Source organism: Amycolatopsis sp. NPDC034160, assembly GCF_055575355.1.
In genome coordinates, this window is sequence record NZ_JBVISU010000011.1 from 1 (window position 1) to 12,290 (window position 12,290).

The window sequence follows — 12,290 nt, forward strand, 5'->3', positions numbered from 1 at the left end:
CTTTCCCCAGCCTTAAAGGAGTTGTCGCGAAAGCCATTTGAGGGACATGTGATGTCCTGAAAGTGGCTTTCGCGACACCTCGGAACACCACCGCCCAGTGCCGAAGCCTGATGTCCAACTTCTCACAGGCCCTCCCGACCACGACACCTTTGCCCTACCCCTTGATAATTCCCGAACTCGTGTCGACCAAGTAAACCGTGTCGCCACAGTTCGGCCGCTTCGGTGGATCGAGGCCAAGGCCGTGGAGGTGGTTGTCACTGTCAACGCAAGAGCAAACAGCAATGATATGCGTGAACGAACTTCATCGGATTACTCCCCCTCTAGAATACCCCGACGTACTAGGTTGCAAGTCGCAGCTAAGCGGACTGGATGATGTTGACTATAGGCCAGTCGAGTGAACAAAAAAGTCTCATCGAAAACCGACCCTGCTCCATAGATTTCTTGCGGCTCCCGCACAGTCCCAGCGTCTAGTTGATGTTCTCGGTTGCGTGCACCGTACGGCCACCCTTCCCTTGTGGGGAAGGGAGGTGGCCGTACTCCACCGCGTGACCAGACGGAACTTTTTACCGCCCGGTTCGCCTCAGACCTTTGACTGAACCGGTGTCAGCTGTCGTTGATCTTGACTCGCGCGTGTCGGATCGACGTCTTCAGTTGGCGCTCTGGCAAGCAAACTTTCTTCCCATGTCTGATAAATCCTTCGACGTCGTCAACGCCTCCGGAAACTTGCTTGAGGCCGCCCTCCCTGGCCGCAGAACTCCTGGAAGGTGCCGTCAAAAGTTTGCGGAACATCACGGAGGCGTTCGAGGGTTCGCGCCAGCTGTCGAGTACGAAAGTCATGCAGGCGATTCAAGACATGGGCGAGTTGCAGAGTGGGCTCAAGCTGTCGAAGTCGGCCGCTTGGGAAGCACTGTGCCCCGACTCTGACCACGGGATCCCGGAGTCGGCTCCCGTAGCCGCCGCCGACAAGGACGAGGTGTCGGCATAACGGAAGGGGTGTGCGGTGGTTCTTCCGAGGGTGTCAGTCGAGTGAGTCGCTCCAGTCGGACGAGCCAGCAGCATTGAAGCGGACTGGCAACGCGCCGGCGTGGCGGCCCTGGCTCACCGTGGTCCGCACGCCGCGGTGTGCCTGGAAGCACTAACCGGTCGGGCTACATAGCTGGAGCAGATGTTGTGACCCCATTCAGCAGGGCGAGGCGGAGCGCTCCAGGTTTGCTTCAGCTACTGAACGGTAACTGAAGTTCGCCATGGCAATTCTCAAAGTGAGACAGAACGAAAAAACCGCCCGACCTCGGCAGGTCTGCCAGGTGGGCGGTGTTTCGTCACTGTGGAGCTAAGGGGACTCGAACCCCTGACCCCCTCACTGCCAGTGAGGTGCGCTACCAGCTGCGCCATAGCCCCGGAGCGAAGTTGAACTCCGCATCTCGTGTGTCCATACATTACACCGCCCGCGAGGGCCGTTCGCGCGGGGGTCACCCTTGGCAGTCGTGAGTCGGGAAAAACGCCCTGACCTCCATCTTTTAGCCTTATTTTTAGACGTGTATTGACTCCGCGTGTGACCGCCGTTACGTTTTCGACCATCGTGACGCCGAGGTCCCCGCCCGCTACGCCGCGTCTCCACTGGGCTCCACCTCAGCTCGCCCTGCCCGAATGACGCGGAGGAGGTCCTGATGAGGGCCAGAGCAGCTCTGTTTACCCTGTTTTCCCTGTTCGGAGCGCTGATGGTGGCGGCTCCGGCGGCTCAGGCGGCCATCGTGCCCGACACTTGGTACACGGTGACGGCCGGTAGCGGGAAGTGTGTGGACGCGCGTGGCGCCGGGACGGCGAACGGGACGGCCGTCCAGCAGTACGCGTGCAATCAGACCTTCTCCCAGCAGTGGCAGTTCCAGCCGACCTCCGGCGGTTACTACCGGGTGAACACGCGTAACGACCCAGCGCGGGTGTGGGACGTCGCCGACGTGTCGACCGCGGACGGCGGGTTGATCCATTTGTGGACCTACGGCGGCGGTAGCAACCAGCAGTGGCAGCCGGTCGAGGAATCCGGTGGCGCGTATCACTTCGTCAGCCGCAACAGCGGCAAGTGCCTCGACGTCCCAGGGGCGTCGACCGCGGACAGCGCGCGGCTGCAGCAGTACGCGTGCAACGGCAGCGGGGCGCAGTCGTTCCGGCTCACGCCGGTCACCGGCACGGCCAACCCCGACCTCGGGCCGAACGTGCTCGTCTTCGATCCCGGCATGTCGCAGTCGGCGATCCAATCTCAGGTCGACAGCGTGTTCTCGCAGCAGGAGACCAACCAGTTCGGCTCGAACCGCAAGGCGTTGCTGTTCAAACCGGGCTCGTACAACGCCGACGTCAACGTCGGGTTCTACACGCAGGTGCTCGGGCTCGGGCTCTCACCGGACAGCGTGACGATCAACGGCGCGGTGCACGCGGAGGCCGACTGGTTCCAGGGCAACGCGACACAGAACTTCTGGCGGGGCGCGGAAAACCTCTCCGTCAACCCGAACGGCGGCACCGACCGTTGGGCCGTTTCGCAGGCCGCGCCTTATCGGCGCATGCACGTCCGCGGCAACCTGCAGCTCGACGACGGGGGCTGGTCCAGCGGCGGCTGGATGTCCGACGTCAAGGTCGACGGCCAGGTCCGGTCCGGTTCACAGCAGCAGTGGATCTCACGCAACTCGCAGTTCGGCGGCTGGAGCGGCTCCAACTGGAACATGGTGTTCGCGGGCGTCGACGGCGCGCCGTCGACCAGTTTTCCGAATCCGCCGTACACCACGGTGAACACGACGCCGGTCGTGCGGGAGAAGCCGTTCCTCTACGTCGACAACGCGGGTGCGTACCAGGTTTTCGTGCCTTCGACGCGCACCAACGCGTCGGGTATCACGTGGGGCGCCAACCAGCCGGGAAAGTCGCTGCCGATCAGCCGGTTCTTCATCGCGAAGCCCGGCACGACGGCGTCGCAGCTCAACGCGGCCCTCGCCGAGGGGAAAGACCTCTTGATCACGCCGGGCGTCTACCACCTCACCGAGACGCTCCGCGTGACCAGGCCGGACACCGTCGTGCTCGGCCTCGGGCTGGCGACGCTGATTCCGGACAACGGCATCACCGCGATGACGGTGGCCGACGTCGACGGCGTCAAGGTGGCAGGCGTGCTGATCGACGCGGGCACCACGAACTCCAACACGCTGATGGAGGTCGGCCCGGCCGGCTCCGCGCAGGACCACGCGGCCAACCCGATCTCACTGCACGACGTATTTTTCCGCGTCGGCGGGGCGGCCGTCGGCAAGGCCACGAACAGCCTGGTGGTCAACAGTGACGACGTCATCGGCGACCATCTGTGGATCTGGCGCGCCGACCACGGCAGCGGGGTCGGCTGGGGTACCAACACCGCCGACACCGGCCTGATCGTCAACGGCGACGACGTCACGATGTACGGCCTGTTCGTCGAGCATTACCAGAAGTACCAGACGGTCTGGACCGGCAACCGTGGCAGGACGTACTTCTACCAGAACGAAATGCCTTACGACCCACCGAATCAGGCCGCCTGGATGAACGGGTCGACGCGGGGTTACGCGGCCTACAAGGTGGCGAACTCGGTGACGGACCACCAGGCGTACGGGCTCGGCAGTTATTGCTACTTCAACGTGAATCCGAGCGTGGTCGCCGATCGCGCCATCGAAGTGCCGAACTCCCCGAACGTCCGGTTCCGCAGCATGGTCGCCGTCTCCCTCGGCGGGACCGGGACCATCGACCGGGTGATCAACGACCGCGGTGGACCCGCCAATCCGGGATCGAACGTGGCGAACCTCGTCGGGTATCCCTGAGCCCCGGTGCGCGCCGTGATGGCGGTCGCGGCGCGCACCGGCCCCCGAACGGGTGGTGTGCCGCGCGCACGCTCTCCGGCGCTTCGATACTCGGGACATGCCTCTCGTCGGTTTCACCGCCATCGAACCCCGCCTTGCCTGGCCGCTCGCCGCCGTCCGCGGGGTTTTCGCCGTCCTGTTCGGGGTGCTCGCGCTGATCTGGCCGGGCACGACCGTGTTGGCGCTGGCGATCATCTACGGCATCTACGCGATCTTCGACGGCATCGGCGGCGTGATGCAGGCCTTCCGGCCGGGCGACGCCGCCCACCGTGCCGCCTACGGGGTGCTGGGCGTGCTCGGCATCGTCACCGGCGTGCTGGTCCTGCTCTGGCCGGGGATCACGGTGCTGGTGCTCGCCCTGCTCGTCGGCTTCTGGGCGATCTTCACCGGCATCGTCGAGATCGTCGCCGCGATCCGGCTGCGCAAGCAGATCGAGGGCGAGGCCTTCCTGATCGCGGCGGGTGCGCTCTCGCTGATCGCGGGCATCGTGATCGTGTTCAATCCGATCGCGGGCGCGTACGGGATCGCGCTGCTGGTCGGGATCTACGCCCTGATCTACGGTGTGATCCTGCTCGTGCTGGCGTTCCGACTACGGAAGCTCGCCTGAGCGGTCACCGCCAGGCCTGCCGCAGGTGTACGCGGGCCTCGACGCGGCGCAGGTTCGACAGGCTCGGCGAGCATGATCCGACGTTACGCGCGATCGCTTAGGCTGATCCGGTGAGCCAGCCGATCCTGTTGACCGTCGACGACGATCCCGCCGTATCCCGTTCGGTCGCCCGCGACCTGCGCAAACGGTACGGGAAGGACTACCGGATCATCCGGGCCGATTCCGGTGCCGACGCCCTCGAAGCGTTGCGCGAGCTCAAGCTGCGCGGCGACGCCGTGGCCGCGATCCTCGCCGACTACCGGATGCCGCAGATGGACGGCATCGTCTTCCTCGAGAAGGCGATGGACCTCTTCCCGAACGCCCGCCGCGCGCTGCTGACCGCCTACGCCGACACCGACGCCGCGATCCAGGCGATCAACGTCGTCGACGTCGACCATTACCTGCTCAAGCCGTGGGACCCGCCGGAAGAGAAGCTCTACCCGGTCATCGACGCGCTCGTGGAGACCTGGCGCGCGGTGGGGGAGCGGCCGGTCGACCAGATCAAGCTCATCGGCCACCGGTACTCGTCGCCATCGTTCCACCTGCGCGACTTCCTGGCGCGCAACGCCGTGCCGTATCGCTGGTACTCGGTCGACGACGACGAGGGCCGCCGAATCCTGGAGGCCGCGGACGCCGCGCCGCAGGACATCCCGGTGCTGGTCACGCCGGACGGTTCGGTGCTGCGCCAGCCGTCCGGGCCGGAACTCGCCGACGCCGTCGGCCTCTCCACGCGGCCGGCGCAGGAGTTCTACGACCTGATCGTGATCGGCGGCGGGCCGGCCGGGCTCGGGGCGGCCGTGTACGGCGCGTCGGAGGGGCTGCGCACGGTCATCGTCGAGCGCAAGGCCACCGGCGGGCAGGCGGGTACCAGTTCCCGGATCGAGAACTACCTCGGCTTCCCCGACGGAGTTTCCGGCGCGCAGCTCACCGACCGGGCCCGGCGTCAGGCGCTGAAGTTCGGCGCCGAGGTGCTCACCGCCCGTGACGTCGTCGGCTTGGAGGCGCGGGGTTCGGCGCGCGTGGTCATGTTCGGCGACGGGACCGAGATCGCCGCGCATTCCGTGGTGCTCGCCAGCGGCGTCACCTACCGCGCCTTGAAAGCCGAGGGCATCGCCGAGCTCACCGGCCGCGGCGTCTATTACGGTTCCGCCGCCACGGAGGCGCCCGAATGCAAGGGCGAGCACGTCTACATCGTCGGTGGTGCGAATTCGGCGGGCCAGGCGGCGGTGTTCTTCTCGAAGCACGCGGCAGAGGTCACCATTCTCGTCCGCGGCCAGTCGCTCGAAGCGTCGATGTCGCATTACTTGATCGAGCAGATCGCCGCGATCGAGAACATCCACGTCCGCACGCGGACCACGGTGGTCGAGGCACACGGCGACGACCACCTCGAACAGCTGACCCTGCGCGAGAACGGCGCCACCACCGAGACCGTGCCCACCGGACATCTGTTCATCTTCATCGGCGCCGCGCCGCGCACCGACTGGCTGGGCACGGAGATCCTGCGGGACGACCACGGTTTCGTGCGGACGGGACCCGACCTGCTGACCGACGGCGCCCAGCCGCCCGGCTGGCCGCTGGAGCGCGACCCGCATTACCTGGAGTCGTCCATTCCCGGGGTGTTCGTGGCCGGTGACGTCCGTGCGGCGTCGGTGAAACGCGTCGCCTCAGCCGTCGGTGAAGGCGCCATGGCGGTCACCCTGGTCCATCGCTATTTGGAGGAACAGTGAGCGTTCTGCCCAGGGAAGAATTGCGCGGGCTCTTCCTCTTCGAGCACCTCAACGAGGAGCAGCTCGACTGGATCGACGAGCACGCCGCGCTGGAGCGGTACACCGGCGGCGAGACGATCATCCGCGAGGGTGAGCCCGCCACCTGCTTCTATCTCCTGTTGTCCGGCGCGCTGCGGATCACGCGGCTCGTCGGGGGCACCGAGGTCGAGGTGGTCCGCTCCGACCAGCGCGGCGCGTACTGCGGCGCGACACAGTTCTTCGTGCACCAGGAGACCGAACACACTTACGGCGCTTCGGTGCACGCGGTCAGCGACCTCACCTTCCTGACCCTGCCCGCGGCCGAGTTCGCCACCGAGTTCCGCCGCTGGTTCCCGATGGCCACGCATCTGCTGGAGGGGATGTACCTCGGCTGGCGCAACAGCGACACCGTGATCGGTTCGCGGCGGCGCCTGCTCGCGCTCGGCGAGCTGTCCGCCGGGCTCACGCACGAACTCAACAACCCGGCCGCGGCAGCCGTGCGCGCGACGGCGTCGTTGCGGGAGCGCGTCGCCGGGATGCGGCACAAGCTCGCGATGCTGGCGAAGAAGAGCGTCGACCCGGCGTTGCTGGAGCAGTTGCTCGACATCCAGGAGCAACTGGTCAAGCAGGTCTCTTCGGCGCCGAGGCTGACGGCGATGCGGCAGGCCGACCGCGAGGACGAGATCGGCGACTGGTTCGACGACCACGGCATCGACCAGGGCTGGGATCTCGCCGACATCTACGTCCGCGCCGGGCTGACCGTGCCCGATCTCGATCGCTTGCTGGACTCGGTCGGGGAGACGTTCCTCGACGGCGCCGTCCGCTGGCTGGCGTACGCGCTCGAAACCGAGATGCTGATGGGCGAGATCGAGGACTCGACGACGCGGATCTCGGTGCTGGTCGGCAAGGCCAAGCAGTACTCCCAGATGGACCGCGCGCCCCATCAGTGGATCGACGTCCACGAAGGGCTCGACTCCACCCTCGTCATGCTCGCCGGGAAGATCGGGCCGGGCATCCGGGTCGTGAAGGACTACGACCACACGGTGCCGAGGATCCCGGCGTACGCGGGCGAACTGAACCAGGTGTGGACGAACGTCGTCGACAACGCGCTCGGCGCCATGGGGGCCGAGGGCATACTGACGTTGCGGACGTCCCGGGTGAACGATCACGTGCACGTCGAGATCGGCGACACCGGCCCGGGGATCCCGGCGGAGATCCGGCAGCGGATCTTCGAACCGTTCTTCACCACGAAACCGGTGGGGCAGGGGACCGGCCTCGGTCTGGACATCTCGTGGCGCATCGTCGTCGAACGGCATCAGGGCGACCTCCGCGTCGACTCGGAACCGGGGAACACGCGGTTCACCGTCTGCCTGCCGATCTCGGAGCAGTCCGTGATCTGATTTTCCTTCCCCCTCAACGTTTCGCCAGAAAATGACGACTTCTTTCGTTCATTGATCGTTCATTTCGAAATGGCTCGCCCGCGCGTCAAAAGAGGTGAACGGGCTGAAGGATCAGGCCGGTGAACGAGGGGGTGAGCCGGTGAAACGCCGTCTGTCGATCGGCCTGGCCGTGGTGCTGCTGCTGGCCGTGGTCGCCGTGATCGTCTGGGGCCGGGGCGGTGACGAGAACACCGCGCGGGGGACTGATCTGACCACGGTGCGCGGCGTCATCGGATCGGAGAAGCTGGCCTTCTTCTCCGACAAGCGGGTGGCGGACGCGTTCGCCCGGCACGGGCTGAAGGTCGAGGTGGACACCGCCGGTTCGCGGCAGATCGCGAACATGGACCTCGGGAAGTACGAATTCGCTTTCCCGTCCTCGTCGCCCGCCGCGCAACGGATCCAGCGCGATCACCAGGTGACCGGTGTGCACACGCCGTTCCAGTCGCCGATGGCGATCGCGACCTTCGAACCGATCGTGCACCTGCTGGCCGCCAACGGGATCGTACGCAAGGGCGCCGGGGACTACCAGGTCATCGACGTCGCGAAGTACCTCGAACTCACGCAGAAGGGCACGCGCTGGGACCAGCTGCCCGGCAACACCGCCTTCCCGGCGCGGAAGAACGTCCTGGTCACCACCACGGACCCGCGCGAGTCGAACTCGGCGGCGATGTACCTGTCGATCGTTTCCTTCGTCGCCAACGGGAATAATGTCGTCAGCACGCCGGAGGCCGAGGCGAAGGTGCTGCCCGGGGTGTCGAAGCTGTTCATCGATCAGGGCTACACCCAGAACAGCACCGAAGGGCCGTTCGAGGACTACCTCGCCGCGGGCATGGGCAAGACGCCGCTGGCGCTCATCTACGAGTCGCAGTTCGTCGACAGGCTGGTGCGCGGCGACGGCTCGATCCGGCCGGACATGCGCCTGCTCTACCTGGCACCGACGGTGTACTCGAAGCACACGCTCGTCCCGCTCGAACCGAATGGCGACCAGGTCGGCAGGCTGCTGGCGACCGATCCGGAGCTGGGGAAACTCGCCGCCGCCTTCGGCTTCCGCACCGGTGATCCCCGGCTGTTCGCCGACGTCGTCGCCGCGGCCAAGGCACCGGTACCCGCCGATCTGGTGGACGCGGTCGAACCGCCGTCGTTCGAAACCCTGGAGCGTCTGCTCGACGCGGTGAAGAAGCAGTACTGATGGACGATTTCACGCTCACTCCACCCGAACCGGTGGAGGCGATCCCGGCCGAACGGGCCGCGGGCCTGGTCACCCTCGCACCGGAAGTCCACGCCGAGGTCGCGAAGCGCGCGAAGAGTTTCGCCCGGCGGCTCGAAGCTCTCGACGTCCGATCGCCGGAGTTCACCCGCGTCCTGGACGAACTGCTCGCGGTCGGGGAGGCGGACATGCGCGCGGCGGCGACCGTCGCGGGCGCGCTGCTGGATCGCTCGGCGCGGGCATTGGCGGAAATCGGGTCGCCACAACAGCGGGCGACAGTGAGCCTCGCCGGGCTGCGGCGGGCCGTCGCGGAGATCGATCCCGCGAAACTGCCGATCACCGGGCGGAAACTGCTGGGGCTGATCCCGGTCGCGGGCAGCGCGAAAAAGGCCGTGGACCGCTACCGCGCCGCCAACGAGCCGGTGAACGCGCTGGTACTGGACCTGCGTGCGCGGCAGGACGTCTTGCGCCGCGACAACGCCGCGCTCAAGGGTGAGCGGGAGCGGCTGTGGACGACGCTCGGCAAGCTGTCGGAGGCGGCCGCGTTCGCCGAGGCCGTCGACACCGCTGTCGAACGCCAGGCCGGCATCTTCGACTTCACCGATCCCGCGCGGGCCAAGTCGCTGCGGGCCGACGCGCTGCATCCGATCCGGCGGCGGCATCAGGACCTGCTGACCCAGCTGGCGGTGAGCGCGCAGGGCTATCTGGCACTGGATCTGGTGCGGCGCAACAACGACGAGCTGATCCGCGGGATCGAACGGGCGGTGTCGACCACGGTCGCGGCGCTGCGGGTCGCGCTGCTGGTGAGCGGCGCGCTCGCTGGGCAGCGCGATGTGCTCGACGAGGTCCAGGCCGTACAGGCCACCACTGACGGGCTGATCAGGGCCAACGCCGAGATGCTGGAACTGCGCGGTGCCGAGATCCAGCGCGCGGGCAGCGATCCGGCGGTGGCGGTGGCGACGATCCGCGAATCGTTCGAGCGGATCTACCGCAGTATCGACGCGATCGACGAGTTCAAGGCCGGGGCCGTCTCGACGATGGCGGCGACCGTGGAGGCGTTGTCCGGGGAGATCCGGCGTGCCGAAGACCATCTGCGCCGGTCTCACGAGACGGCGACGGCCGAGGGGGCATCGTGAAACGCTGGACGGTCTTGGCGATCAGTGCGGTTTGCGCGCTGTCGCTGGTTTCCTGTTCTTCGAGCGAAAGCGGGACCGGTGGCCTGGGGGCGGCCGAACCGGGCACTTTGCGGGTGCTCGCGGGCAGCGAACTGGCGGATATGCAAGCGCTGCTGGAACAGGAAGCGGCGGCCACCGGGGTCAAGGTCAAGTTCCAGTTCGCCGGGACGCTGGAGGGCACCGAATCGCTCGCGAGCGGGAAGGCGGACGGCCAGTACGACGCCGTCTGGTTCTCGTCGAACCGCTATCCCGCGGCCGTTCCCGAAGCCGCGAAACGGCTGGGCGAGCAGGCGAAGATCATGAGTTCGCCGGTGGTACTCGGGCTTTCCGCGTCGGCGGCCCAGCGGCTCGGCTGGGCCGGGCGGCCGGTGGGCTGGGGCGAAATCGCCGAACAGGCCGGAAAGAAGACATTCACCTACGGCATGACCGACCCGTCGGCGTCGAACTCCGGGTTCTCGGCACTGGTCGGGGTCGCCTCGGCGCTCGCGGGCGCGGGTAACGCGATCGACGCCCAGCAGATCGCTTCCGTCACCCCGAAACTGACCGAGTTCTTCAGCGCGCAGGCGATGTCGGCAGGCTCGTCCGGCTGGCTTTCCGAGGCCTACCAGCGGCGCGCGACCGGCCAGGATCCCGGCAAGAAGGTCGACGGGCTGATCAACTACGAGTCCGTCCTGCTGTCGATGAACGCGAGCGGGAAACTCCCCGAACCGCTGACGCTGGTATACCCGTCCGATGGCGTCGTGACCGCGGACTACCCGCTGACGTTGTTGCAGAGCGCGAATCCCGACGCCCGGGACGCGCACCGCAAGCTGGCCGAACGGCTGCGCACCCCGGACACGCAGCGCAGGATCATGGAGACCACCCAGCGCCGCCCGGTCGTCCCGGGTGTCCCAACGGGACCGCAGTTCGCGCAGAAGGATCTTGTCGAGCTCCCGTTCCCCGCGACGCAGCAAGCCGTCGACGCGTTGCTGGGTGCCTACTTCGACAAGATCCGGCGTCCCTCGCGGACGCTGTACGTGCTCGACACGTCCGGCTCCATGGCGGGTGACCGGATCGAGGCGCTGCGGACCGCGCTCGTCGCGCTGACCGGCGCCGACGGTTCGCTGACCGGGCGATACCGGCGGTTCCGCAGTCGCGAAGAGGTCACGATGCTGCCGTTCGACACGGTGCCCGGCGCTCCGAAGACCTTCGTCGTCCCGGAAGGCGATCCACAGTCCACTTTGGACAACATCAGGCAGTTCGCCGAAGACCTCGACGCGAACGGCGGTACGGCGATCTACGACAGCCTGGATCGCGCGTACCAGATCCTGGGGCCGTTGGTCGCCCGTGATCCGGATCGGTTCACCTCGATCGTGCTGATGACCGACGGGGCGAACGCGAGCGGTTCCACGTTCGCGGACTTCCAGCGGAAGTTCCCGGCACTGCCGGAGGCGATGCGGCAGATCCCGGTGTTCACCGTGGTCTTCGGCGAGGGTGACTCCGCCGAACTTGGCGAGGTCGCGAAGCGCACCGGCGGAAACGTGTTCGACGCGCGTGGTGACGTGCTGCCCAAGGTGTTCCAGGAAATCCGCGGGTACCAATGATCCGGTACCTCGGTTCCACGAAGAACCTCGCCGGCTGCGTCGGCGGGCTGATCGGGCTCGTGCTGTACCTGACCGGCGTCGTCGGCGGATGGTGGCCGGTGGTCGTCGCCGGACTCTACGCGGTGTTCGCCCTGCTCGCGCCGCCCGAACGAGTCCGGCTGGTGCCGGCCGACGCGGTCGTCGAAGCCGGGCAGCTACGGGCGGACCTCGCTGCGCTGGTGGCCAAGGTGACCGAGCGAGCACAGCGGATGCCGGAGTCCTCTGTGGACGCTGTACGGCGGATCGCCGAAGTCCTCCGTGACGTGCTCTCGAAGCCGGAGCGGTGGGCGGCCAACCCGGACGTCCAGCACGCCGTCACCCGGCTGGCACGGACGGATTTGCCACTGTCGGTGGAGACCTACCTGAATCTGCCGTGGTGGTTCGCCGCCAAACGGCGGCCCGGTGAGCGGAACGCGTCCGACGAACTCCTCGCGCAACTGGAGCTTTTGGAGACCGAAGCGCACCGCATCGCGGAACGGTTCTACGCCGGTGACGTCCACCAGCAGGCCGACCACACGCGCTATCTGCGCGAGCGCGGCGAATCGGCTTAGGGCGTCCCGATCATCGGAAAGCGGAAAACAGTCTGCCGGTCATTC

General features: G+C 67.0%; 9 protein-coding genes and 1 tRNA gene. 9 read left to right on the forward strand and 1 reads right to left on the reverse strand.

Annotation, left to right across the window (positions count from 1 at the left end; genetic code table 11):
* Window positions 1–778 precede the first annotated feature (778 nt).
* Window positions 779–985 carry a hypothetical protein gene (locus tag ACZ54P_RS21865; protein WP_465463405.1) on the forward strand — a complete coding sequence of 69 codons (207 nt, stop codon included), beginning with the start codon at window positions 779–781 and terminating at the stop codon, window positions 983–985.
* Between the two features lie 340 nt (window positions 986–1,325).
* Here ACZ54P_RS21865 and ACZ54P_RS21870 read toward each other — a convergent pair.
* A tRNA-Ala gene (locus ACZ54P_RS21870) sits at window positions 1,326–1,398 on the reverse strand.
* 269 nt (window positions 1,399–1,667) lie between these two features.
* Between ACZ54P_RS21870 and ACZ54P_RS21875 the strand changes: the two genes are divergently transcribed.
* The 8 genes from ACZ54P_RS21875 to ACZ54P_RS21910 all read left to right on the forward strand — a co-directional run bounded on the left by ACZ54P_RS21875 (window position 1,668) and on the right by ACZ54P_RS21910 (window position 12,245).
* Entirely contained in the window at window positions 1,668–3,821 is a 2,154-nt protein-coding gene (locus ACZ54P_RS21875; RefSeq protein ID WP_465463406.1) for an RICIN domain-containing protein, read from the forward strand.
* A 97-nt stretch (window positions 3,822–3,918) separates the two neighbouring features.
* Window positions 3,919–4,467, forward strand: a complete 549-nt coding sequence (locus ACZ54P_RS21880; RefSeq protein WP_465463407.1) for an HdeD family acid-resistance protein — start codon at window positions 3,919–3,921, stop codon at window positions 4,465–4,467.
* A gap of 110 nt (window positions 4,468–4,577) precedes the next feature.
* Window positions 4,578–6,233, forward strand: a complete 1,656-nt coding sequence (locus ACZ54P_RS21885; protein ID WP_465463408.1) for an NAD(P)/FAD-dependent oxidoreductase — start codon at window positions 4,578–4,580, stop codon at window positions 6,231–6,233.
* Complete coding sequence (locus ACZ54P_RS21890) at window positions 6,230–7,651, forward strand: ATP-binding protein (RefSeq protein WP_465463409.1); 1,422 nt, start codon at window positions 6,230–6,232, stop codon at window positions 7,649–7,651. The genes ACZ54P_RS21885 and ACZ54P_RS21890 overlap by 4 nt, the downstream gene beginning before the upstream one ends.
* Before the next feature lie 139 nt (window positions 7,652–7,790).
* Window positions 7,791–8,879, forward strand: coding sequence for a hypothetical protein (locus ACZ54P_RS21895; protein WP_465463410.1), 1,089 nt, complete (start codon window positions 7,791–7,793; stop codon window positions 8,877–8,879).
* Window positions 8,879–10,033: a toxic anion resistance protein gene (locus ACZ54P_RS21900; RefSeq protein ID WP_465463411.1), complete on the forward strand. Its 1,155-nt coding sequence runs from the start codon at window positions 8,879–8,881 to the stop codon at window positions 10,031–10,033. The genes ACZ54P_RS21895 and ACZ54P_RS21900 overlap by 1 nt, the downstream gene beginning before the upstream one ends.
* Window positions 10,030–11,655 (forward strand): VWA domain-containing protein, encoded by a 1,626-nt coding sequence (locus ACZ54P_RS21905; RefSeq protein WP_465463412.1) that lies wholly within the window; start codon window positions 10,030–10,032, stop codon window positions 11,653–11,655. The genes ACZ54P_RS21900 and ACZ54P_RS21905 overlap by 4 nt, the downstream gene beginning before the upstream one ends.
* On the forward strand, window positions 11,652–12,245 hold the full coding sequence (locus tag ACZ54P_RS21910; RefSeq protein WP_465463413.1) for a hypothetical protein: 594 nt from the start codon (window positions 11,652–11,654) through the stop codon (window positions 12,243–12,245). The genes ACZ54P_RS21905 and ACZ54P_RS21910 overlap by 4 nt, the downstream gene beginning before the upstream one ends.
* Window positions 12,246–12,290 lie beyond the last annotated feature (45 nt).